The organism is Nostoc sp. (assembly GCF_036919555.1).
GTDB lineage: Bacteria > Cyanobacteriota > Cyanobacteriia > Cyanobacteriales > Nostocaceae > Nostoc.
Genome location: NZ_JBALCS010000123.1, coordinates 43,134 through 66,528, shown reverse-complemented (window position 1 = coordinate 66,528; position 23,395 = coordinate 43,134). Strand labels below are relative to the sequence as shown.

18 protein-coding genes and 1 pseudogene are annotated in these 23,395 nt (G+C 41.9%); 11 read left to right on the top strand and 8 right to left on the bottom strand.

Going from position 1 to position 23,395, the window contains the following annotated elements; translation table 11 throughout:
* Positions 1-101: 101 nt before the first annotated feature.
* The 4 genes from V7K36_RS33285 to V7K36_RS33270 form a co-directional block, all read right to left on the bottom strand.
* Complete coding sequence (locus V7K36_RS33285; protein ID WP_335122247.1) at positions 102-284, bottom strand: hypothetical protein; 183 nt, start codon at positions 282-284, stop codon at positions 102-104.
* Between the two features lie 132 nt (positions 285-416).
* Positions 417-1,913: an aldehyde dehydrogenase family protein gene (locus V7K36_RS33280; RefSeq protein WP_335122245.1), complete on the bottom strand. Its 1,497-nt coding sequence runs from the start codon at positions 1,911-1,913 to the stop codon at positions 417-419.
* A gap of 164 nt (positions 1,914-2,077) precedes the next feature.
* A complete protein-coding gene (locus V7K36_RS33275; RefSeq protein ID WP_335122243.1) occupies positions 2,078-2,680 on the bottom strand; it encodes a hypothetical protein in 603 nt (200 codons plus the stop codon).
* 89 nt (positions 2,681-2,769) lie between these two features.
* A complete protein-coding gene (locus V7K36_RS33270; RefSeq protein ID WP_335122241.1) occupies positions 2,770-5,745 on the bottom strand; it encodes a molecular chaperone in 2,976 nt (991 codons plus the stop codon).
* A gap of 386 nt (positions 5,746-6,131) precedes the next feature.
* Here V7K36_RS33270 and V7K36_RS33265 point away from each other — a divergent pair, with 386 nt between their 5' ends.
* The gene (locus V7K36_RS33265) at positions 6,132-6,581 is read left to right on the top strand and encodes a hypothetical protein (protein ID WP_335122240.1); all 450 of its coding nucleotides are present in this window, start codon (positions 6,132-6,134) and stop codon (positions 6,579-6,581) included.
* 255 nt (positions 6,582-6,836) lie between these two features.
* Here V7K36_RS33265 and V7K36_RS33260 read toward each other — a convergent pair.
* Positions 6,837-7,139, bottom strand: a pseudogene (locus V7K36_RS33260) (DUF2887 domain-containing protein); the annotation flags it as partial.
* 53 nt (positions 7,140-7,192) lie between these two features.
* Positions 7,193-9,736: a proteasome protein gene (locus V7K36_RS33255; protein ID WP_335122238.1), complete on the bottom strand. Its 2,544-nt coding sequence runs from the start codon at positions 9,734-9,736 to the stop codon at positions 7,193-7,195.
* Between the two features lie 890 nt (positions 9,737-10,626).
* On the opposite strand from V7K36_RS33255, the gene V7K36_RS33250 reads away from it, so the two are divergent.
* Positions 10,627-13,923: a PAS domain S-box protein gene (locus V7K36_RS33250; protein WP_335122237.1), complete on the top strand. Its 3,297-nt coding sequence runs from the start codon at positions 10,627-10,629 to the stop codon at positions 13,921-13,923.
* A 285-nt stretch (positions 13,924-14,208) separates the two neighbouring features.
* Complete coding sequence (locus V7K36_RS33245; RefSeq protein WP_335122236.1) at positions 14,209-14,931, top strand: cyclase family protein; 723 nt, start codon at positions 14,209-14,211, stop codon at positions 14,929-14,931.
* On the opposite strand, the gene V7K36_RS33240 is transcribed toward V7K36_RS33245, so the two are convergent.
* Entirely contained in the window at positions 14,860-15,183 is a 324-nt protein-coding gene (locus V7K36_RS33240) for a hypothetical protein (protein WP_442948544.1), read from the bottom strand. The genes V7K36_RS33245 and V7K36_RS33240 overlap by 72 nt on opposite strands.
* 283 nt (positions 15,184-15,466) lie before the next feature.
* Between V7K36_RS33240 and V7K36_RS33235 the strand changes: the two genes are divergently transcribed.
* The 4 genes from V7K36_RS33235 (at position 15,467) to V7K36_RS33220 (ending at position 19,504) form a co-directional block, all read left to right on the top strand.
* Positions 15,467-16,231: a caspase family protein gene (locus V7K36_RS33235; RefSeq protein ID WP_335122234.1), complete on the top strand. Its 765-nt coding sequence runs from the start codon at positions 15,467-15,469 to the stop codon at positions 16,229-16,231.
* Between the two features lie 21 nt (positions 16,232-16,252).
* Complete coding sequence (locus V7K36_RS33230; RefSeq protein WP_335122232.1) at positions 16,253-17,581, top strand: formylglycine-generating enzyme family protein; 1,329 nt, start codon at positions 16,253-16,255, stop codon at positions 17,579-17,581.
* Between the two features lie 380 nt (positions 17,582-17,961).
* Complete coding sequence (locus tag V7K36_RS33225) at positions 17,962-18,234, top strand: PIN domain-containing protein (RefSeq protein WP_335122231.1); 273 nt, start codon at positions 17,962-17,964, stop codon at positions 18,232-18,234.
* A 388-nt stretch (positions 18,235-18,622) separates the two neighbouring features.
* Positions 18,623-19,504, top strand: coding sequence for a carbohydrate ABC transporter permease (locus tag V7K36_RS33220; protein WP_335122229.1), 882 nt, complete (start codon positions 18,623-18,625; stop codon positions 19,502-19,504).
* 117 nt (positions 19,505-19,621) lie between these two features.
* Here V7K36_RS33220 and V7K36_RS33215 read toward each other — a convergent pair whose 3' ends face one another.
* Entirely contained in the window at positions 19,622-20,188 is a 567-nt protein-coding gene (locus V7K36_RS33215; RefSeq protein ID WP_335122227.1) for a thermonuclease family protein, read from the bottom strand.
* Between the two features lie 862 nt (positions 20,189-21,050).
* On the opposite strand from V7K36_RS33215, the gene V7K36_RS34385 reads away from it, so the two are divergent.
* The 4 genes from V7K36_RS34385 (at position 21,051) to V7K36_RS33200 (ending at position 23,165) form a co-directional block, all read left to right on the top strand.
* The gene (locus V7K36_RS34385; RefSeq protein WP_442948543.1) at positions 21,051-21,263 is read left to right on the top strand and encodes a pentapeptide repeat-containing protein; all 213 of its coding nucleotides are present in this window, start codon (positions 21,051-21,053) and stop codon (positions 21,261-21,263) included.
* Positions 21,260-21,574: a pentapeptide repeat-containing protein gene (locus V7K36_RS33210; protein ID WP_335122285.1), complete on the top strand. Its 315-nt coding sequence runs from the start codon at positions 21,260-21,262 to the stop codon at positions 21,572-21,574. Before V7K36_RS34385 ends, V7K36_RS33210 begins: the two co-directional genes overlap by 4 nt.
* Before the next feature lie 103 nt (positions 21,575-21,677).
* Complete coding sequence (locus tag V7K36_RS33205) at positions 21,678-21,806, top strand: hypothetical protein (protein ID WP_335122225.1); 129 nt, start codon at positions 21,678-21,680, stop codon at positions 21,804-21,806.
* A 27-nt stretch (positions 21,807-21,833) separates the two neighbouring features.
* Positions 21,834-23,165 (top strand): DUF2254 domain-containing protein, encoded by a 1,332-nt coding sequence (locus V7K36_RS33200; protein WP_335122223.1) that lies wholly within the window; start codon positions 21,834-21,836, stop codon positions 23,163-23,165.
* Positions 23,166-23,395 lie beyond the last annotated feature (230 nt).

Genomic DNA, 23,395 nt, shown 5'->3' with positions numbered 1-23,395 from the left:
GGAGAGTTAGCGGTTGCTCAATTGTCATCGAGTTGTCGTTGAGTGAAACTCGACTAAGGGTTAAGGCCCAATCGGGAGAGAAGCGCGATCGCAAGTTCTAATCAGAGGGCATCTAAAAACTTCTGAAAAGTTTCACCATTGAGATGATCATACTCCTGATAAAACTGCCAACCGACAAATGGCTCAACTACTCCATATAGCCAGAATGCTTCACGTGGCCATTGCACTGATACTGTCGGTTTCACACCACCAGCCGTGATCACTGGTCCTGTTTCGGTTTTCACACCAATTCGAGTTTCATCTTGGCATAAGTAACGCAATCGCTTACCTTAGTGCATCGTCTAAATTTATTTATGGGGTTCAAAATGTTTGACTTTTGACTTTTGACTTCCCCAAAGGGGCTGACTGCATCTAAATTAACTACGGTTATCTATCTGAGCGCGTTGCAAACTTCCAGAAAAGTCAACATAAACACTTTTCCATTCTGTGAAAACATCCAAAGCAGTAGTTCCAGCTTCCCGGTGTCCGTTACCGGTTTGTTTCACACCACCAAAAGGCAAGTGTACCTCTGCACCGATAGTAGGGCCGTTAATATAGGTGATACCTGCTTCGATGTCACGCATGGCAGTAAAAGCCCGATTGATATCGCGGGTGTAAACTGAAGAAGAAAGACCATAATTGCTATCGTTGAGAATTGCGATCGCTTCCTCAAAGGAACTAACCTCAATCAATGCCACCACTGGCCCAAATATCTCTTCACGCGCAACTCGCATATCAGGAGTTATATCATCCAAAATAGTTGGTTGAAAGAAGTAACCGTTTTTCAATGAACCTTCACTAGCAATTTCTCCGCCAATTAAAACCTTTGCTCCTTCCTCACGGGCGATATCCAAATACTTGCTCACCTGTTGGAGTTGCTTTTCATTGACAATCGGCCCAATATCTGTATTCGGGTCAGTGCCAGCACCCAAACGTAATTTACTGGTACGCTCATAAAGCATGGTGGTAAATTTTTCTTTGATCTGATGATGCAAAATCAGCCGACTGGTAGCCGTACATCGTTGGCCAGTTGTCCCAAATGCTCCCCACACTGCACCATCAAGAGCAAGTTCTAAATCGGCATCTTCCATCACCACTTGGGCATTTTTACCACCCATTTCCAGACAGACACGTTTGTGAGTGCGTCCGCAAGTAGCGCCGACAAAAGCACCTGTTTCTGAAGAACCAGTAAACGATACTAAATCTACATTGGGATGCTCAACTAAAGCCTTCCCCGCCTCTTCTCCCACACCATGCACCAAGTTAATTACTCCTGGTGGTAAACCTGCTTGTTGGAAAATTTCAATTAATTTAGTTGCACAGGCGGAGGTATCTTCGGCAGGTTTGAGGATGACTGTATTGCCACATACCAAGGCTGGCATCGCCTTCCAGCAAGGAATTGCCACGGGGAAATTCCAGGGAGTAATTAAAGCACAAACTCCTATGGGCATCCGCACAGTCATAGCGAATTTATTGGACATTTCCGACGGTGTGGTTTGCCCAAATAGTCGCCGCCCTTCACCAGCACTGTAAAAGGCGCAATCAATACCTTCTTGCACATCTCCCCTGGCTTCTGTCAGAGGTTTACCCATTTCCCGACTGATTAACTGGGCAAGTTCTTCTTTATGCTGGAGTAATATTTCCCCAACGCGAAAGATGTATTCTGCCCTAGCTGGGGCTGGGACTATGCGCCAACTGCGGTAGGCTTTACGGGCGGCGGCTACTGCTGTATCTACATCATTGGCTTGAGAACGGGGAAATGTGGCAACAACTTCGGTTTTGTCAGCAGGGTTGCGACTTTCTAGGGTTGCTTCCTCTACAGCACTCAACCATTGACCATCGATGTAATTGCGGCAAAATAGCGGAGTTGTCATCTTGAAAATCTCCGGCTGATGATCGACTGAAACTTGTGTATTAAGTTTGCTTGCTTTCTAGGTTATCCTCAAGTTGAGCAAATTGGGTGAGATAGTCAGTAAAGCTCCAAATATATAAATGTCACAAAAGAAACCTGCTAGAATCTTATCTAGATCCTGGATAGTCAAACAGGCTGGAAAGGTTGCAATAAAATACCCAAAAGTTTATCAACTTCTTTAATATAGTACTCAACCGAATCTATATAAACAGTCGTCTTTTCTAAAAATAAAAACTTCCAGTTAGTTCCACTAGTAACCGAACCATAAATCCGCCCAACTTCATTCCCTTGATTTTGATTGAATAACTGCGCCGCCATCATTGCCGCCACACATTGACCAAGACCGCCGATAATATCTTCTTTTTTCGCCTCAAAAATAAACATTACCGGAGCAGAAATAAATAATTGCTCCTGGGAATTGCTGATAATGTAATCGCAAAAACCTTGCAAGCCTTGAGTCGGTTCAACATTAAATTCATTCCCAGAAAACAGTGAGATTTTATTATTTAATAATCGTCTGACTTCTGCCAGGATTGGTGCAATTAAAAACTCTGACCTAGCTTTTTCGGTTGCGATTGCAGTTGCTAAAGGAATGTAATCTATTAAAATCGTTCTAAGGGTTTCTGATGGTATAACAGGTTTTATATCAGCAAATAAATTACGAGTTTCATCGAGTGTTAAGTCAAAACTCTTTTTCACCTTAGCGAGACTAAAATCGCTGTATGCCATCTTTCCACCTTGTAATTATCTATTTAATCTTGCTTCACCAAAATCCAAAATTTAAAATCTAAAATTCGGTGAGGCTATGATCACTCCAGTTAATGTATGCCGCAAAATGGATCACGTTCTTTATCAACTTCATTAGGTTGCAACTCTAATTCAGCAAGATAAACGCATCCCTCTTCTTTGAGGCATTCTTGACTTTTTGATGTCCAGTAAGGGACTTCACCAGCGTGCATCCGCAGAATACCTTGATCGTCGAGAGTCACACGATATTGGCAAGGGTAATCTGTGGTTACATCTGGTTTACTGAGTCCGCCAATTCGGATCCATTTTTTCCTGTTGGTTTCCACGTCTGTTTGATAAACATAGAAAGTGTGCTGGCCTGTTTGTGGGAAGGGAGGTAAGGGATTACTAATTAACCCGGTTCCTGGTTGCGTCACCCCATCGCGCAAATAGTGAAATTTTTGAAACGTTCTACTACCATCATTTCCTACTTCAAATACTAGATGATAGGCATCTGGTTGATCAACAGTTGCAGACTCAAGAACATTGACGGCAATATCACCATCATTCAAGTCTTTATTGAAGCGTTCTACAGCAATATTCCAGTTCAATTTACCATCAGTAAATAGCGCTGAAGTTTCTGAAACCACCGATTCCAAATCAATGCCAGGAATGTCAATCAAATAATGGGGATTTCCTTGACAAAGCAACACGCTAAACTCAAGGGTTTGGTCAATCTCAAACTGGACTTTGATTTTTTTCAGAAACTCTGTTTCTGGCATTCCTAATTGATTCATGAGGTTTTTGCCGTCAAAGCTTCCCCAAAGTCGTAAATCTCCATCCTCGTAGTCTTGACGATAGATAATATTAGTTAATTGCATTCCTTGCCACTGAGTACGAACTTTGGCAACAGTTTCCCAAGGTGCAAGTTGATAAAGTTCTTGTCCAGCCTTGAATATAGTCAGCAAATCGTTGCTTTGGGTTTTGCGTTTGAAATTGCAAGGCAAATAATAAAACAGGTTTTTGACATCAATTTCTAGCTGGTTGGCTCCCTTACGCAGCAAGCTTTTAGACTCTTCTGGATCAAATCTCAATCTTCGCAGTTTCTCGGCATAACAAGCCCCGGCGGAGGTGGCTAGCTTGGTAAATTCTAATACAAAGGTAATCCGTTCTGGATTCCAGACAAAATATGGAGACTTACTAAATTCCTGGTAGATTTGGCGCTGCACTATGTCTAAATTACAAGTTTTACCAGACAGAATTAACCAATCAACTTTTTGGGAATTACCAGAATCTTTGGTGATATCATCGGGACGTAAACGACTTTCCATTAATCCTTTGGCAATACCGATCGCTTCTTTAATTCCCGAAGCGGCGGCTCGTTCAAATTGCTGGTTATCTAAGGTGACGCAGATGCTATTTGGATCTTTGACTTGTAATTTAACGGCGCTTTGGGTGAGCAGTTCAGAAATTTGCTGTTCAGAAAGTGTGAAGGTTAATAAAGAATTTTCTGCTGGTGGCTTTTGCCCAAGTTTAAGTTTAGCTGCTTCTGCATGATCCCAGAGAAGATAAAAGGATTGCAGACGTTGGGGTGCTTGTTGCCAACGGGTGGGCAATACTTTCTCAGCAGTATCTAGAGCATCTTTGTAAGCAATATCGCCTTCTGGATTCTCTCTGTCCAGACATTTTAAAAGACTGCCAATTTTGAATTTTTCTTGTTCTAAAAAGCGCTCGTTTAACTCAGAGTTAATTAAATCTTCTAACTTCTCGCTTTCAATATCACCGGTTGTTACTGCTGCCAATAAAAAGTCTGCGATCGCCACTTTTAATAATCTAAAAATTCGCAGTGTAATTAACTCACCGCCTAATTGTAAATGACCAGATGAACCTAATAGTTTGGGAGTGAGTTTATAGTAACGTCCTCCTAAACCTCGGTCTTCATAATCAGCAAAAGTAGGGGTTTTATCTTCTAAAGTCAGTTCAATTAAAGCTAAGTCTGTTGTTCCCCCGCCAATATCCAAAACAAGGACATTTTGTGACCATTTGTTTCCTACTTGATGACAACGGGTTTTGAATGACTCAATTCCAATGTTGAGATTACCACCAAATTCTCGCCACAAAAAGAATATCGCCACAGAAACAGCTTCATCATAAGCAGTTTGCACATCATCGATCCCCAACTGCTCAACTAATTCCTTAACTTCCTTACGAACAAGTGGTGGGGCGACAGTTGGGTAAGTGACAACTGCTGTTAAAAAATTCCCTTCTGAAAATCTGCGTCGTGCGCGTTGGCGGTAGTCTTCAGTTAACTCGATTAAATGCGCCCAAGCAGATTGAATCAACTGATTTGCGGTAATTGTTTCTTCTTCACCATCCAAAATAACTGAAAACGATCGCTCCTGACCAAAATAGCGTTTGGGTGAATGGTGAAACCTGCTGATAATTTCTTTTAAAGAACCGCTTGTACCTTGGGCGATCGCTTTTTTTCGGTTATCTCTAGCTTCCCTACCCATTCGCAGTTTTAAGTCCCCTAACTGCGAAATTTCTGACTCACTAGGAATTTCCGTATCGCGGCGATCGATATCCAGCACAACTGGGATCAGATTTTGCGACTCTAGGGTAGGAACGCGGAACACTTCATGATAGATTTGGTAAAGTTTTTTGCTGACAGCACGGCGGAACCTCTCGCTGTTTCCTAAAGAAAGTTCAATTTGGCGAATTGCTTCTAAAAATCGCTCTTTATTATCACTTTCAAAAACTTCACTCAAGTTTCTTGGTTCTATCTCCAGGTTTTTGCTAATTTCTGCGATAAACTTTTCCCAATCATCAGTGCTGACATCTGGTGAAGCTACAGAAGCGGGAGAACTTAGCCATTGTGATAAGCGATCGCGCAACCGCATTTCTTGTTCTTTGGGTAAAATTTCGGCGATCGGCACTTCAATTGGATCGAAAAGCGTGACTGTAGAGTTCGACGTGCCAAAATCTAAGGCAAACCATCCTGGAAATCTTTTTTGTTGTTTCTCGCTTGGTTCTTGATCAGTATAGTTGTTCAATTGGAAAGGGTTCATTATAGTATAACTTTCTGTTGTTTGTTTTATAGCTAGCTAAAAACTGTGAGATTGTACCATAATATGACAAATTTAGATAATCCTTGTAGTAAAGACTTTTAATCTAAAATCTCAAATTAGTATGAGTTGTTGAGATTACGGCAGCGCTGTCCCCGCACTACATAAGTCAGTTTTAGCAGCAAGGTAGTTCAAAAAGGCTGCAACTGTTTCATGCAGACTGTTCAGATATCATCTGGAGAATGCCTGACTCTCTTGGCAGTGGGTATGTTCAGGAAATTGAGTTGGGTGATGCACTATCTTTGGTGATTATCGACTATGAACCCAAGCACGGTAAGATTATTAACAATAAATAGCATTAATTTGCGAATATCTAGCCGTTGCCAGCCATGACCATCACCCTCACCCTCAAGGATTCACAAGAACTTTGGGATGAAGCTATCCAAAATAGTCGCCATAATTTACCATCACAAGAACTTGATTTTTACTCTCAATTACCTAGACAGCTTGGTAAAGGAGACATACAAGGTATTGAATTACATCCTAATTTTAGACTAGGAATTATTGACTATGAATACCACGACCATATAGTAACTAAAAGTCCTAATTGGGATCACCCGTTGCAATTCGCGGTTTACCTTTCAGGAAAAGCTGTAGATCAAAACGGTGGGCAGGTTGGAGAAGGACACACACTGATTTCTGGTAGCGGTATTCAACGAAAAATGACTGTCCAGGAATCTGGACGACTTGTAGGTGTGAACATCGAAATGTCTGGTGAGCTATTAAGAAATTTTTTCCCACAAAAGAGGGGAAAATGCCTCTGGAGTTGGATTTATTAGTAAAGGGTGACGACTGGCAAACATTACTTTATCCAAGAACCACACCAGCAATACAGGGAGTAGTACAACAAATTATCAACTGTCCCTACCAAGGAATAACAAAGCGGATTTATTTGCAGGGAAAGGTGATGGAATTGCACCTATGCCTATATGGGTGCGGCGAAAGATCCCAAGTACTACGCCCAATATAAGCTTGCTGTCTGGGATTTATTTGAGTTAATGGAAGACGATAAACAAGACAAAAATTGTCAGCTACAGCATGGATTCTGAGAAAAAGCGATGGTATAGTAACTCATCTGTCTTGGAAAGTTGCTCTACTTGGGGAGACCCCAAGACTGCACTTTCCGCTTTTTGGAATTGCACCTCAGCAAAAAAGATAATCTGAGATGTTGCATCAGGTGGAGGTAAAAATACCCCATCAATCCGAAATGTTGGTTCTTTAACTTCAACTGATTCAAAGCGATAGCTAGCAGCTTCGGCTAGCGGCTGTTCTACTAACTCAAAAAGCAACCCTGGGACACGCTTGAAAATTGTATAAAAAATAGCATCGCGTCTCACAAATACATCCTCATAACCGTACCAGATCGCAATCAGTCATTTTCTAAGTTAGCTTATCTCAAATCATCTGCGTCAGAAATCGCGGCAATTTCTGAAAGAATCTGCAACCAAGTAGGAATTGCTATCTCAGATGGCAATTCCCCAGCCGCCAAATATCTCAGCAAAATTTCTTTTTTTGAAAGGTTTTGCAGACTAGGAATAATTTGATCCAAAATGCCTTCTAGTTCGGAATTAATTTGCTGATTAACTTCGCTAACATACTGCACAAGATGGAGACTAGCGCTAGCAGTGATTTCATCTCGCAGTCGCAGTACTAAAAGTTGGTGATTGCTCGATCTGGGTAAACCTTGGCTTTTTTCTGGTGCCCAGTCAAAGATTTGACCAACGTTGTGTTTGTCGTCTTGACGCGCTAGGGGAAAAATGATTTCGGGTGCAATGGTTTTGTGTTTACTACTAATTTCGGAGATGATTGCTTCTTTCCATTCATTAGGATCGCATCCTAGTAATAATTTGTAAAAGAGATCAGCATCTTCAAAACCAAATTTTTCTTCGATTTCTTGTTCCATTTCTGGATGGAAAATTACCTGCAATTGGTCGCGTTCTGGGGCTACATAATTTGACAATTGATTCAACAAATCTACCACTGCTTGATGGATGCGATCGCGGGCAAAATCTTCTACTTCCTTAACGGTTTTTTCAAATACTGGATAAAAATCATCACTCTTAGTCGGGAGGGAGCTATTTACACGGTTTCCCCGGTCAAATAATTTCCCGGCTGCACCTTTAGATTCTGCCAGAGCGATCGCTCCATTGTTGGCTTTGTTGAAGAGTAAAGTCCACTGGTTCCAATTGAGGATTCTAAAGGTAAGTTCGTCTTTCACTACATCGCTGACAACAACACCGCGCCGGTCTTTGAGTGGTTCTTTCCCTAAATCTTTTTGAAAATTCCTGTAGATTTTATCCAAGCTTTCGACCACAAAACGCAATTCCATAAAAGCGGGACTATCGCCTGTGGGGATGCCTTGCTCGTGAATTTCATCTATGATATCTTTCAAGTGATCTTGTTGCTGACTCACCACATCAGCAGCTCTTTTAGTATCTTCATATAGTTGCTTCAGACCATGAGTAGCTACGTGGGTTTGAATCAATTCTCGCAGCTTACCAAGTCCCCCATCTTGAGCAAAGTAACCTAGCTGTCTGCCTAAATAACTGCGGGGATCAGATTCTAGCAACCGTTCACTTAATAGCTCCCATTTCTCTTGTAGCCGTTTAGACCGATCTAGGTAATCAGGATAGTCTAAGTTAGCCAAAAACTCTGGTGAGCCGGCTTTGACTGTAGTAGAACGTTTTGCTAATTCAGCCAGTCCTAATAGTGGCGACAGTAAAACGATGCGGTCTTTTTGAGTTGTAAACGCTTCTGCACCATCAATGATAGTTTGCAGAACTTTGAGTTTTTGGAAAACTGTTTCTTCCTGCAAATGTGGGCTATCTTCAATCAGTTGGTCAAGTTCTCTTTCGCCACCCTCATTGTCAAGGGGTAATTGATCGAAGCGACCCACACCGACGAGAATTAAATCTTTCAGGTCTTGTCCCGGTCGCTGCTGCTGCATCATCGTAAAGATTTTGTTGGCGCGATCGCTACCGGGAGATTTACCATTTAGCAGTACCAAAATTGTCTGTACTTCTGCCAATTCCCGCAGTGACAAAAAGGTATCTCTAGCCCCCGAATTAGCAGCCCCCAATCCCGGAAAATCGATCAGAATAAATTTAGCTGCGCCTGCAAAATCCCAAATTTCCCGTGATATTTTCACATCGATATCTACGCGGCGGATGAGTGGGAAACTGTTTTGCAATAATTTTGTTGGTAGCCTCTGGGGTGGACTTGGTAATCGGATGTGCGCTGGGGGTAAATCCTCAAATTTCAGAGTTTGGATTGCCATTGGCTGTTCGACTAGCTGTAGCCCCTCGCGGGCGGTAGTAGCATCAATCTGGTAGCGCCCACCACACATAACTTCCCCGTATGCGTGATAAGCCCGCAGGAATAATACCAACTCCCGAAGTAAATAACGTAACTCCAAATTGTTACTACTATTCCATGCTTCCTCACACCAGCTAATAATATCTTTACCAGAGTTGAGTTTCGACACTGGTATAGGAGGAAGTCCAGCTGCTGCTGTTCGTTTATTGGCTTCCCCTAGCATGAAGCGTAGACACTCATGTACTCCTTCATGAGAAAGATACTTCACCGTAAAATTACTTACTTGACTCGTTGCAAACTCGTCTTGTGGGATGATATGTATGGCGGTAACATTACCTGTAGTGGGGTTTTCACTGACTGGCAAAGCATCTGCATATCCAATAAGACTGCCTAAAAGTAAAGTTTTCCCACTACTGAATTCCCCCATCACCCCAATTTTCACAGGCGAAGTTGCCAGGTCTACAGTTTTCTGGGCAGCTGACCGCAGACGCAGGAGACAGTCATCAAGACTAGCTGGAACCCAATCTTCTTGTTTAGAAGGGGACTGGGGCACAGAATCTATCTTTCTGACGATGAATTCGCCGTACTCCTTAAAACGGCCCAGTTTATCTGGTTCCATAGAGTAGTTTCCGCCTAACATGAATTTCTCTGAGCTTTATAACATATAAAACGCGATTGCCAGCCATTCTGGCAACGTGTTGATATCACATTTAGCATTTCTCTCATTTAATTTGCGATTTTGCTATAGCAATCCTAAATCAAACGCGCAGATTTGTGAATTCTGTTTTTGTTCTCTTTTCCTTGGCGTACTTGGCGATTTGTGATCACTCAGATTTCTTACAACTCAGATAGGATTGCTATATAAGGCGTTTTGAATGGTCAAGCCAATTTTGGAAAGTTGGGTTTTGTTGGGAACATTGAAGAAGAATTCAGAAGTCATAATTCGGGCTTTTGAATGAATAAAGTGGGGTTTTATACCACCAATAGACTGAATATTGCTTAGTATAGATGTGGATATCAAACCCTTTTATACCCATGATTTTAAGCAAGCTAGATCCATCAGCCCGACTCTAATTCATGCTGAATTCTTCTTGATAAAAAATCAATATTTATTTGGTATGGAATTCTTGATTATTATGAATTTCTGATAAAGACGTAAGTGCCTCAAAGAGAATCATGTAGTTTCCGTGAAGATAAATCAGGTTTTTGAGCAATGCAATTACATAGCGAGGATGAATTTATCGGTAATTTTAAGAACAAACAAAGTTATATAACTTCTTCGACACATGGATAGTTTAAATTTCACCAAAAATGCTGAACTTAATCTTGATGATAACTTCAGCATCTTTTGAATTTTTTCACAGTATAAAAGCAATTTTGGCACACATAAAAATAAATAAAGTATTAAGATAAATATCATGTTTGGATGAAAAAGATTATATTGATGTATTAAAAAATCCTATTTTCAGACTATTCCCTTAATAATTTAGGCAGAGCAGGCAGGCAAAAGTGTTTTATAAAAAGGTGCAGAGCTACGTTAACCAAATCATAGTTGAAGAGAAAGACATACAACAGGATGAAAAAGTATTTTACCAGCAGGCGGATACAGCTCCTCTGATGATTTGGATAGCTGGATGCAATGCACTTTACTCTTACTTCAATTCAAATTGGCTGGAATTTACTGGAACATATCTAACAACAGGCGCTTCTACATCTGCGCCAAAAGAGGAGATAGGCAATATCTGGAGTTGTAGCGTCCATCCAGAAGATAGACAGCGATCTGAAGATATATATTTGCGAGCATTTGCGGCTCATGATTCGTTCCAGAGGCAATATCGCCTGCGTCGGGCTGATGGCGAATATCGCTGGATTTTAGATACAGCCGCGCCACGGTTTGCAGGAGATGGCATCTTTGTCGGTTACATCGGTTATTGTGTGGATCTAACAGAAGTAACCATAGTGGGAAGCCAACCTTCCCTAACAGAAAGCTACTCGCCATCTATAAATTCCTCTTATTGCCTACGTAAAATTACAGAAAGAGAAAAAGCACTAGAGGAACTGGAAACTGAAACTGCAAAACGCCAAGCAGTTGAAGCACAGTTACTCCAAAAAATATCAGAATTTGCAGCGATTTTGCAGGTACTTCCTAATTTGTATTTTCGGCTCGATGCTGATGGAACTATCCTGGATTACAAACCAGGAAAGATACAGAGTCTGTATATTTTACCAGGAGATTGTCAGGGCAAGAGTTTGCGAGAATGCCTACCGACTGTTGTAGGCGATCGCTTCCAGCAAGCAATAACTCAAGTACTTGAAACTCAATCTTTAGTTAGTTTTGAATATACCTTACCGCTACCAGAAGGGAACAATAATTTTGAAGCTAGGTTATTATCATTACCAAACCAGCAAATCATTGTTATTGTCCGCGACACTAGCGACACAATACAAGCACCATTAATAGAAAGCGATGCCAAGTTTCGCAGGATTGTTGAAAACGCCAATAACATTATTTTTGCGCTGACCCTTGAGGGAATATTTTCCTACGTTTCTCCTAACTGGACTGAAATTTTTGGACATGAGGTTGCAGAGGTTGAAGGTAAATCCTTTATTCCCTTTATACATCCAGACGATGTGCATATCTGTGCCGATTATTTCCAAAGACTTTTGACAACAAGCAAGAAACAAGACGCAATTGAATATCGAATAAAACACAAAAATGGCACTTGGCGATGGCATACAAGCAACTCATCTGTGATTAGAGACACCAATGGTAATGTTTTAAACTTCGTTGGCATTTGCCATGACACCACTGACCGCAAACAAGCATTAGAAGCTCTAGCAGAACGAGCGCGTTTAGCAAATTTTCGTGCCGATGTAGACGCGGCCCTTACCCAGAGTGACAGCTTACAAAACATGATGCGCCGTTGCACAGACGCTTTAGTTGAACATCTTGATGCAGCCTTTGCTCGCATCTGGACGCTGAACAAACAAGACAACGTATTAGAGTTGCAAGTCAGTTCAGGGATGTACACGCACATTAATGGCTCCCATAAACGTGTGCCAGTCGGTCAATTCAAAATTGGTTTGATTGCCGAAAAAGGCAAACCCCACCTAACTAACTCTGTGCAAACAGATCCCCGCGTGGGTAACAAAGAATGGGCGCAACGAGAAGGTATGATCGCCTTCGCTGGCTATCCCCTAATTGTTGAAGATGAAACTGTAGGGGTAATAGCCATGTTTGCCCGCCAAGCATTGACAGAATCAACTTTCACAGCACTGGAATTTGCCGCCCAGGAAATTGCCATTGGCATCAAGCGCAAACAAGCAGAAATTGCACTCAGAGAAAGCGCCCAGAGGGAAGCACTAATCAATCGTCTTTCTAGCCAGATTCGAGCTTCTTTGGATGTCAATTGCATTGTGGAAACGGCAGTGCAGGAGATTCGCAACTTATTCCAAATTGATCGCTGCGCCTTCTTTTGGTATCGACAAGACGCTGATATACCGTACTGGGAAAGAGTATATGAGGCGAAAAGTTCCTTTTTACCTTATCTGCTTAACGACCAAGAAGCAACTAATGCAGAAATCGAACTAATCGCAGCTAAAACCTTAAATAGAGAAATCATCCGCATTGATGATGTTAAGACTGTGAACGATTCTATAGCACGGCAGTTTTTGCAGGATTTTGGTTTCACTGCCTTTATGTCGCTGCCCGTACATACCCAATCTGGCGAAATTGGCACATTTACCTGTGGTTATTGTAGTGGCTTTCGGCCTTGGCTAGACAACGAAGTACAATTACTACAAGCAGTTACAGTTCAACTAGCGATCGCCATTGACCAAGCTAAACTTTACACCCAAAGTCGTATTGCTGCCCAAACTGCCCAAGATAAAGCCCAGCAACTAGAAGCGGCATTGCTAGAACTTCAACAAACCCAAGTCCAACTGATTCAAACTGAAAAAATGTCCAGTTTGGGACAGTTGGTGGCAGGTGTTGCCCACGAAATTAATAATCCTGTCAATTTTATCTACGGCAATATTAACCATGCCCGTGAATATACCAAGGATTTGCTCCACTTGGTAGAACTTTACCAGAACTACTGCCCACTAATACCAGAAATTGATCAACAAATTGACACCATTGATTTAGACTTTCTCAGGCACGATTTGCCCAAAGTCCTGGATTCTATGAAGATGGGAGCCGAACGTATTCGGCAGATTGTCCTATCTTTACGCAATTTTTCTCGCCTTGATGAAGACGATACCAAAGCAGTGGATATTCATGAAGGTATGGATAGCACATTGCTGCTGTTACAAAATCGCCTGAAAGCCAAACCAGGACATCCCGAAATCCAAGTAATCCGAGACTACGGCAACCTACCACCGATAGTGTGTCACGCCGGACAGATGAATCAGGTGTTTATGAATTTGTTGACAAATGCGATCGATGTTTTAGAGGAGTCATTTGTCATTAGTCATTTGTCATTAGTAAACAACACTGAACAAAGGACAAATGACCAAGGACAAATGACTTTTCCACAGATTCGTATTCGCACGCTCATCAAAGAAGATCGTGTAATTATTAGCATTGCTGACAATGGTCTAGGAATGACTGAGGAAGTACGCAAACGCCTATTTGACCCCTTCTTCACTACAAAACCTGTGGGTAAAGGCACTGGTATGGGATTATCAATTAGCTACCAAATTGTTGTCAAAAAACACTGTGGGCAAATCCAGTGTATTTCAGCACCAGGAGAAGGTGCCGAGTTTGTGATCGTAATTCCACTACACGAGCAACCCTCAACGTAGACATCATGTAACGTTAACCTAATTTTAATTAAAAATTAACCTATTGGTTGTTAACTAAGATTAATTAACTTTTTGCTGCAACATTTGAACCTCCCCAAAAACCTAGAATTTATAGGAATTGGGGGGATTATTTCTTTTAGTATTGGAAATTAAAAGTATAAATCTTGCAGTTCAAGCGATTAAAAAACATTGTAATCGTAGTACTATCTTTGCGTAGGCGTAGCCCAACCCAGGCATCGCACCTTTGAAAAAAATCCGTGAGTACAAAAAAAATAGAAGGCTGGGATGATACAACCCCAAAGTCAAAATAGTATCACCTACACACGTGTTATCCACCTAAGTCATGTAATTGACATAGATATTCCCCAATGGTCTGGAGATCCCACAGTAGAATTTGAAACTGTGGCTGAACTAAATAATGATGGCTATTATCTCCGACGTTTCTCCTTGGGGGAACATAGCGCTACCCATATCAATGCCCCTAACAGTTTTCATAGTTATGCTATGGGAATTGACGAATACCCAGCCCAGTCTTTGGTTGTACCTGCGGTAGTCATAGATATTCGCCAAGTCACAAACGTAAATCCTGATTATGCCCTGACTATTGCTGATGTTTTGGCTTGGGAAGAAGAATACGGTGAAATTTCTGCTGGTTGCGTAGTTATACTGAATACTGGATGGCAAAAAAAGTGGTTTGATAAAAGTGCATTCCTCAATCATGATGCTCAAGGAATTGCCCACTTTCCTGGGTTTGGCAGGGATGCGACTCAATTATTACTGAATGATCGGCAAATAGCGGGTATAGGAATTGATACTCATGGCGTAGACCCTGGACAGGATAACAGTTTTGGGATTAACCGCTTAGTTTTAGAACAACCGCGCATTGTGTTGGAGAATCTGACAAATTTGGATCAACTACCACCTAAAGGTACTACTCTAGCGATCGCAGTTCTGAGATTGCGTGGTGGTTCTGGTTCTCCTGTGGGGGTGTTGGCGTTCGTCCCTTAATTTTTCGACATAGACAGTTTCTACAACTGTATTAGCTGCTCTTACGGCTGCTTTCGTCGAGAGGTTATTGTAAATTAAAACTTGAATTTGGGCATTATTTAGCTGTCCATCTTGGATAGCTTGGGCAACTACATCAAAATTGCTGCCATTCCCAGAAGCCATAATTCCCAGTTTTAAAGGGGCGACTTGTTGGAAAACATCGCTAATGCTGGGTAAAACCAAGCTAAGGGTAGAATCAGGGCACAGGGTCATAACAGCTAAGAGGGTTAATTATAGATGCCAAAAATATATACTAAGTCGTGGTTGGATGATGATACAGTAACAGCCTGGATTTTTCTCACATAAATAGGTAAAATTTCATCCTTTGATTTAGCAATGTCTCCTTCCATGTTGCGATCGCTTGATTAAATTTTGCTGTCAAGATTTAGCTCATAACTAGTCCAATTGATATAAATGATATTCTAAAACTTGGTATGAACGAAACAACACAGAGATTAAAGCCGCATAGAATTTGATCGGAGCATAGGTGAGTTAAATGGCGAAGGTAGCGTTGCTGATTGGGGTCAGTGAATATGAGCCAGGGCTGAACCCTTTGCCCAGTGCAGTTAGAGATGTGGAAGCAGTGTATGAGGTGCTGCTGCATCCAGAGATGGGCGGATTTGCTGCGTCAGATATTACCCTGCTAAAAAATCCTGAGCGACAAGCTGTAGAAATTGCGATCGAAATGCTGTTCTCGAGTCGGCACAAGGATGATTTGCTGCTGCTGTATTTTTCGGGACACGGCATCAAAGACGATCGCGGTAGGCTGTATCTGGCGACTCGCAACACCAGTAAGATGCAGCAGGGCGAATTGATTCGCTCAACGTCGGTGTCTGCCAATTTTATTCACGATCGCATGAGCGAAAGCCGTTCCCGTCGGCAGGTGGTGATCCTAGATAGCTGCTTTAGTGACGCGTTTGCCGAGGGGATGTCTGCCAAAGATGACGGCATGATTGATATCCGGGAACAGTTAGGTGGTGAAGGACGAGCCGTGTTGACTTCTTCTACTTCGACTCAATATTCCTTTGAGCAAGAGGGGCAAGATTTATCGATTTACACTCGTTTTTTGGTTGAAGGTATCAAATCGGGAGAAGCCGATCGCGATCAAAAGGCAACCCGAAATAACTTACGCCAACAGCAGCAGCACTTGGGACTGACGGATGTAGATGTTGCACCAATCAAAGCACAAATCACAACACAGATTGAAAGCTATCATCAAAAACTTCAGCAGTACGAGCAAGCGTTTGTCAAGGCGACGTAGCGCCAGCATTATCCAGATGAGGTGACGCGGCAGCAGTTGCAGCAAACGTGGCAGACATTGGGGTTGAGTGAAGGGGATGTGGGTGCGATCGAGAGGCGGATTAATGCGGAGATTGAAACCCATCAAGCAAAGTTGCGGCAATATGAGCAGGAATTTACAGAAGCTGTTCAGCAAGAATATCCGCTCAGTGCTTTCAAACGCTCTCAACTAAGGCAACGTCATCAAGCGTTGAATCTGACTGCTGAGAATGTGACTGCAATTGAAACCAGAGTTGTAGCAAGCCAAGAATTGATTAAATCTCTGATTCGGCAGCCAAGTTCTGCTCAACGCATTCAACCGGCTCAAGAGCGAATAACCCGACAAAAGTTTTTGAAGTGGGCTGGCTGGGGAGGTGTAGGTTTGGTGACAGCACTAGCAGGTTGTGAAATTTTTAAGGGTCAATCACCGACACCTGAATCTACTATCTCTGTAGCTGAACCTAAATATATTCCCCCTACTAAGGAAGCGTCTAAAGCATTGGGATTACCCTTGTGGACGGTTGAGTTTGAAACGGTAACGGTGGATGAAAAGGGACAGGTAATTAAACGAGATCCTAACAAGCAAGCTAAGTTCTTTAAGGAGGACTTAGGTAATGGCATAACTTTAGATATGGTTGAGATTCTTGGAGGCTCTTTTAATATGGGTTCGCCACCCGATGAAAATGATCAAACCAAAAATGAAGAACCACAGCACGCTGTAAATGTGCCTGCTTTTTTTATCGGCAAGTTTGAAGTGACTCAGGAACAGTACCAGCAAATAATGGGTAGCAATCCGTCCGACTTCAAGGGAGCAAAACGTCCTGTAGAGCATGTGTCCTGGAATGATGCAGTAGACTTTTGCAAAAAGCTGAGTCAAAAAGCTGGGCGTAAATATCGCCTACCTAGTGAAGCAGAGTGGGAATACGCTTGTCGTGCAGGAACAACGACACCATTTCACTTCGGCGAGACGATTACAACTGAGTTAGCTAACTATAATGGATATTTCACTTATGCTTCTGCACCACAGGGGAAATATCGTCAAGAAACAACAGAAGTAGGAAGTTTTCCACCTAACGCCTTTGGATTATACGATATGCACGCTAATGTTTGGGAGTGGTGCCAAGATACTGGGCATGGCAGCTATGAAGGAGCGCCTAGTGATGGAAGTGCATGGATAGATACTGATCAAAATCGGATGCTGCGGGGCGGTTCCTGGACCTTCATTCCTATATACTGCCGTTCTGCGTCCCGCCTCGACACCTACGGTGACGTCGGCATCATCGGCGACGTTGTTGGTTTTCGTGTTGTCTGCGCGGTTGGGAGGACTCTTTAGCCCTTGACACTTTAGCTCTTTTGCCCTCTGCCCTTCTTTCCTTTACCCTTTTTGAGTGTAACGAAGCGGAACGATCTAATTTTTTTTTCAAAAAATAGAGTGGATTAGGTTTAAGTAAAGACTCCAAGTAGAGATAATTATGAACCAAGAGCTTACCCAAGCGATCGCCTTAGAAGTTCAGATATTCCACAGCATTGAGCAGAAATAAAATTTTATATTTTTACTTGGTGCTTTACTTGCTAAAGTAATCAGCCTTCAAAAAGCCACAGAAGTTATGCAACGGAAGCCAGCAGAATTCCTCAAAATTCTAGACCTCATGGGAATTGAATTTTCTTACCTTTCTGAAGAAGATGTTGCTGTGGAAAAAAACTAGTAAATGAATGCAAATTGTTCTCAATTCATCACCACTGATTTTTCTAGCTAAACTGAGCTACCTGAATCAATTTATCGAATATCCTGATGATTTCTACATTCCTCAATCTGTTGCTGAGGAAATTAGCGCTAAGTCAGATCCAGCTAGCCAATCTATTCAAACGCTAATCAACGCTGGTAAACTTCGAGTTCGTACATCCACCCTTATAATGTTTGAAAAGTATTGGGCGAATAGAATTCGCTACTACACAAAGCTTAGTCCACCTGCGTGGAAAGCATGAAAAAGCAAGGTTTTTAACCCACGGAGGTGGATTTTGTCTGTATAGCCAAGCCAGTGCGTTGGGCGGCTTTGCCGACTTGAAGCACCTGGCGCGCGACTTCTAGTCGCCAGGGCTAGTAATAAATTAGACTTGTTCATTCATCCTCTAAAAGCTTGCTGAAATTGCCTGTTGATGGTTATATTGTCCAGCATAGACAGCGAGTGCGATGCCTACGGCGGGAAAATATACGCTTGATCAAGTACGTGCAAAACTTAGTTTAAGCAAAGACTCCAAATAGAGATAATTATGAACCAAGGGCTTACCCAAACGATCGCTAATACTAGGAGAAACCAAGCTAAGGGTAGAATTAGGGCACAGGATCATAAGAGCTAAGAAGGAAAATTTATAGATGCGAAAAATATATAGTAAGTCGTGGTTGGATAATGATACAGTAGCAGCCTGGATTTTTCTCACACCAGCACTAATTTTACTGGGCGTTTTTATCATTTGGCCGATCGCCTATTTGTTTTACCTCAGTTTCACTGCTGGTAGTTTCACATTAAAAGGTACTTATTGGATAGGCTTAAAAAACTATTGGCGCTTGCTAGTCAACCCCGACTTCTGGCAAGTTCTGGGTAACACCTTTTATTTTACTGTTGCTACGATCATTCCCAGTTTAGTTATCTCCTTGGGATTGGCAGTGCTATTAAACCGCTCCATTCCCTTGCGGGGCATCCTGCGAAGTGCCTATTTTCTGCCTTCAATTATCTCACTTGTGGCAGCCGGTTTGGGATTTCGCTGGCTGTTTCAAACATCAGGGCCAGTTAACGGACTTTTAGATTTTTTTGGCATTTCAGCCATACCCTGGCTAGGAGATACATTTTGGGCAATGCCAGTACTTATTGTAATGAGTATTTGGAAACAATTAGGTTTCAATATGGTGGTTTTTTTAGCAGGGTTGCAAGCAATTCCTCCCAGTCGTTATGAAGCAGCAGATTTGGATGGAGCAAATGCTTGGCAACAATTTTGGTATATTACTCTGCCTGGATTGCGCCCGACTGTGATATTTGCAATCATCACTACGGCGATTTTTACATTGCGGAGTTTTGAGCAAGTTTATGTGATGACTGGCGGTGGCCCACTGAATTCGACTAATTTGTTAGTTTACTACATTTACCAAGAGGCTTTTGCTCAGTTTGATTTTGGTTATGCAGCAGCAGCAGCGACGGTGTTACTAGCTGTGACGCTGGTACTTGTGTATTTACAACTGCAAACTTGGGGAGAGGAGTAGGGGGAGCAGGGGGCAGGGGGCAGGGAGTAGGGGGGGAATTTTGGAAGTTGCTAAATCATCGCGCAAATATGCAATGCCAAAAAATGTAGTGCATTCAATTAGAAACAGCTAGAGTTTTTACTTCTTATATAAGCTGCGATATTCCCAAGGATTCACAAATTTAGTATCACTCCAAACGCCAAGCCGTTGTTGCTTCGCCTCAGCTTCGGCTTGTTGAACTAAGTTTTTACTAGGACACTTGTTTAAATAGGGACGATAGACTTTTGCCAACCCTTCTTGCAACAATACCTGTTGTATAAAAGTGCCATTTTTTAAACGGACTTCGGCAATTTGGCGTCCATAGCGATCGCTATCTGTGATATTCAATGTCACGCGATCACCTCCTTGTTGCACCAGTTCTTGCACCCGTTCTCGTGCTTTCACACCCCAAGTAAATTGATTGCGATCGCTAATGCGTTTACTCTGCTTTTCTTTGTTAGAATGAGCTATTTCTGGCGCATCTAGACAAGCAAAGCGCACGGTAAAATTTTTGCCATTGGTATCTTTCACTACTATAGTATCCCCATCACTGACTCGCTCAACTGGTTCTCCAGAAATACCGACAAAGCGATCGCAGCCGATCAAACCCAAAAAGATGATAGTTGCACAAAACCAAAATTGCACTGGTTTAGTTAATTTCTCCATTCAAACTTACCTGCATTACCTCTGTGGGATGATATTAACAAAATGAAAAGATATATTTGTTAACTGCTGACATAGTTCCACAGGCAATTCAAAATCCCAAATGGTAAGACCCTCTGGCGGCAACCGAATAGAAAATGCGGATTAGTATAAGAATTGTAACCTTCCAATTGTCAGTGGGAATTCCTGATGAACTTCTTGACTCACATTCTGCATCTAGCTGGTTCAGGCGTTTTTGCCTATGTCGTGGTTTGTTGGGTTTCACGACCTTCAACCCAACCTACAATTATCCTTAACCCAAGCGTATTGGGTAGAACTTTATATTTATACGTTTACATAGCATATATAGGAATCATATTTGATTTTTGAACAAAATTAGGTATTGTAGGGTGTGTTAGAACGCAGTTCGTAACGCACCAAACCGTTGATGATGGTGCGTTACGCTGTCGCTAATACACCCTACGTATCTTTTCAGAAATCAAATACTAGTCCTATATATCAAGACTATATCTCTAAATATAGATTGTTCATTTTGGTTATTAAACATTTATAGTAGTTCTTTTGGAGGAATATATATACAATAAAAATATATCTTTTACGAGATCAATCTTTTCATTAAGTGTTGCATAATAAAATTAGAGTTTAAAAGCATCTTTTTTGTGTTTGAATTTGTTTTTAGATAACCTGAGAGTCTTAATGATGTTTTATTCAACCTAAAACTGGTTTTTGGGATATTTATTTAGCTGAGATTTCGTTACTTAAAAGATGCATTTTACTAGAGATGTGAACAAAATTTTTATCAATTAACAAAAAGACTTTTCATAAAGTCTTTCTGTTGTATTAATTGTAGCTATTATTTCATATTATGATTTCCTTTTTACGTCTGGTTATCCCGGCATCGCTCGTTCTTACTACTTCCCTGATTAGCAAAGGTAATGATTTTCTAAGACAGCATGAAGTCCAACAGATCAATGAAACAAGGAGGTGTTTCAACTGTAATCTATCAGCAATGAACTGGTCGGATGCAAACTTACAAGGAGTTGACCTGCGTTCAACAAACTTCAGGGAGCCAACCTGAGAAACGCTAATCTAAAGAATGCCAATTTAGAATGGGCTGACCTCCGTAAGGCAAATCTGCAAGGAGCGGATCTAACTGGAGCAACCTTAAGAAATACCTTGCTAACTGATGTCAATTTAACTGGGGCAAATCTAGAAGCGTCTAACCTAGAAGGCACCGATTTTAGAAATGCTAATCTTAGCCGTGCAAATCTTGTCAAAGCTCTAAAACACAATAATATTCAGGATAGCAATTCTGTCAAACTATGTGAAACAATACTGCCAAATGGAGCAATATCGCATCGAGACTGTCAAAGATTGGCAAAGCATTAGACCACAATATCAAATTAATTAAACATAGAAATGATAACAGTAGTAATTACACTCTTCGTATTCTTGAAGAGTTAAAATTTATGGGAACGCAAGTAGATAAACTATGCATAACATTGAAATTATTATTGGACTGCTCTTGGTTGTTGCCATTGAAGCAGTAGTTGCCCAAAGTCTGAGAAAGTTAGTTCAGACGCAAGTATTTTTACAGCTACAGTACTTAAGACGGCAATAAGCAAGTCTTATATACGAACTATGGCAGATGAAAAAATATAACCGGATCAAACTTTGGGAAGGGCTGCATTCTAGCTACTGGTTTGTGCCATTACTGATCACAGGCGCAGCGATCGCACTAGCGTTCTTCATGCTCACACTTGACTCAACAGGCAAGTCAGGACTAATGGAAAAGTCGGGCTTGAAGATTTACACTGGCGGAGCGGATAGTGCGCTAACTCTGCTTTCAACCATTGCTAGTTCAATGATTACCGTAGCTGGTACTGTCTTCTCAGTCACGCTCGTTGCTCTGACGCTCGCTTCTCAACAGTTCGGGCCACGAGTGCTGCGAAATTTTATGCAGGATATAAGATTTAAGTTCGTACTCGGCACGTTTATTGCTACGTTTATCTACTGTTTGCTCGTGCTACGGAGTGTTCATACTGATGCAGAGCAACCATTTGTACCGAAAATTTCAATCACTGTCGCCATCCTGCTGGCGATCGCTAGTATTCTTGTATTAATTTACTTCATCCACCATGCCTCAACCTCAATTCATGCATGGCACATCATCAGAGAGATTAGTGATGAATTGGAATCTAATATTGATTATGTATTCTCTGAAAATCCGGGAAATAGTCACCCCGAACACAAGCGGCAACTTGTTGAGGAAATCACAACGGGTTTCGAGCAACAAGCCTATCCAATCTTGGCGACTGGCAGTGGTTATATTCGGGCAATTGATTACGACCGCTTGATGAATATTGCTAAGTCGAAAGACCTTCTGTTGCATTTAAAGCACCGCCCAGGCAAGTTTATCGTGCGAGGTAGCAAGCTGGTCAGGGTTTTTCCTTTTGAACGGGGGAATGGAAAGCTCACAAAGGAGATCAATTATGCATTCATTTTGGGTAGAGAACGCACTGCGTTCCAAGATGTGGAATTCTCCATTAAGCAACTGGTGGAGATTGCAATTCGGGCAATTTCCCCTGCCGTCAACGACCCATTCACGGCAATTCGGTGTATTGACCAGCTTAGTGTAGCCCTATGCCATTTGACCCAAAGAGAGTTCCCATCCCCCTACTGGTACGATGACAATGATCAGCTCCGTTTAATTGCCGACCAGGTGACGTTTGCAGCACTAGTTGATGATGCCTTTCACCAGATTCGACAGTACGGGCGACAAGAGGTGGCAGTCACAATCCGCTTGCTGGAGACGATCGCAACTATTGCTGAGTACACACGTAACAAAAACAACTACGTGGCGCTACTACGTCATGCCAATATGATTAGACGTGGCAGTGAAAATTTATTCGAGAAGCTGGATCGAGAGGATGTTGAGGCACAATACCAAGTTGTTTTGCAAAGACTAGCAAAGATTTAGTAAAAGTGCTGAAGGCATAGTATTTAGTAACCAGAGTTACCTCGTTTATCTTGAGGGAGACAAAATAGCCTGTTTTCCATGACTCTGAGCTTACCATCTGCTGGTCGCCCTAATTAGCGATCGCATGAATACACCCCTGAACGGTTACATTATAGAAGACCTAAGGAACGCCGATTTAATAAAATACAAAACCTCACCCCCAACCCCTCTCCTTACTAAGGAGAGGGGAG